We start from the raw sequence: 1,584 nt of genomic DNA, 5'->3' as shown, positions 1-1,584 counted from the left end.
CCTAAATTTCGAAAGTACCGTTCATTGAAAACATAAAAAAGTGCCCAAATCTTTGGTAGAATGGTGTTTGTCGAGAACACTACACCCAAAGAGAGGAGCACCTTTTAGGTGAAGTCTACCACACCCATCAGCAAAATCAAGACCGAATTTTCCTTACAAAACGCGACCAGTTTCGGCGGCATCAAAATCTTCCTGGAATACCTCGAAAAAATCAAGTTTGCCGCTGCTTTACAAAGGCTGTCATGCATGAAAGCAAACAACTCGCTGTTCCCCGTCTACCGTATTCTGCTTTATCTCGTCGTCGGCTGGATGCTCGGCTGCGAACGCCTCTTCCATTTCCGCAAGCTACAGCAAGACTCGCTTCTAAAGCGGTTTCTCGGTGGACGCTGTCCGCACCATTCGCTGTTATACAAAGAGTTGTCGCGTCTTAGCAAATCGCACCCGAAACTGTTGCCCGAATTGCGGTCGCTCAATCAGGAAATCATTGGACCTTGTTTACCAGAGGCTCTCATTCTGGACCTTGACTCCACCGTTGAAACCGTATATGGCGATCAGGGCGGAGCGGCTAAAGGCACGAACCCGCATAAGCCCGGCCGTAAGAGTTATCATCCTTTGCTGGCCTTCGAAGGACAGTCTCGTCTATGTTTGAATGCCGTTCTACGTTCGGGCAATACGCACTCCTCCACGGATGCGTCAGCTTTTCTTCACCAAACCTTCGAACTGCTGAGGGAGCATCCGGTGAAGTACGCGAGGTTCGATAAGGGCTTCGGCGGTGAAGATTTCTACGGCCTGTGGGAAGGCAAAGGAATCGGTTACGTCGGAAAGTTGAAATGGACAAAGCGCCTTGCAGAACAAGTCGCAGCCTGCCGGTACTGGAAACGATTCGTCGATGAAGACTGGATCATCGAAGGGATTACGATCATCTACAAAGCGACATCTTGGGAGAAGCCGCGCCGCGTAGCCATTATTCGCAAGGCACACATCGTTGATGATGGCCAGACCCGCATGGTGTTCGATTCGGACTGGCAATACGAAGCGATCGTCACCAACCTCGAATGGGAGCCGCTTGATCTGTGGCGCTTCTACAACCAACGCTGTTGCATGGAGAACTATATCAAGGAAGCGAAGAACGGCTTCTCCATTGATAGAATTGCGACGAGCGAATTTGAGGCGAATGAACTCGACTTGCTGATCAAATTACTCGCCTACAATTTGTTCGAGCGATTCAAGCGAAGTTGCTGCGAACCGGTACATCAAGGTTACACAATCGCTCGGTTCCGATTAGAGTTCTTCCACTGCGCAGCAACGATTATTCGCCATAGCCGCAACATCATTCTCAAGCTGGCAAAAGACTTTGTAAACCGGTATGCATGGCAACGAATTGAAGCCAGGATCGCACTTTTGGAATGAAAACCCCTAAATTTAACATGGAAGAAATCGCAGCCTCTTCATTGGGGAGGGGGAAAGTGTATCCACATAATGTTGACTTGAACCGAACGAACTGGGAAACCTCCACTTTTTTACAGTCCGCGAGGCAGATCCACTATATTCAGTGTTTGATATTACGGGCTTTCGAAATTTAGG

General features: G+C 48.9%; 1 protein-coding gene. It reads left to right on the top strand.

The window, feature by feature from the left end:
• Positions 1-108 precede the first annotated feature (108 nt).
• Positions 109-1,410: an IS1380 family transposase gene (locus LQ229_RS26890; RefSeq protein ID WP_216541464.1), complete on the top strand. Its 1,302-nt coding sequence runs from the start codon at positions 109-111 to the stop codon at positions 1,408-1,410.
• The last annotated feature ends 174 nt before the right edge of the window (positions 1,411-1,584 follow it).

It is taken from the genome of Paenibacillus sp. CECT 9249, from assembly GCF_918697855.1.
Lineage (GTDB): Bacteria > Bacillota > Bacilli > Paenibacillales > Paenibacillaceae > MSJ-34.
This window is presented reverse-complemented; position numbering and strand designations above follow the sequence as displayed.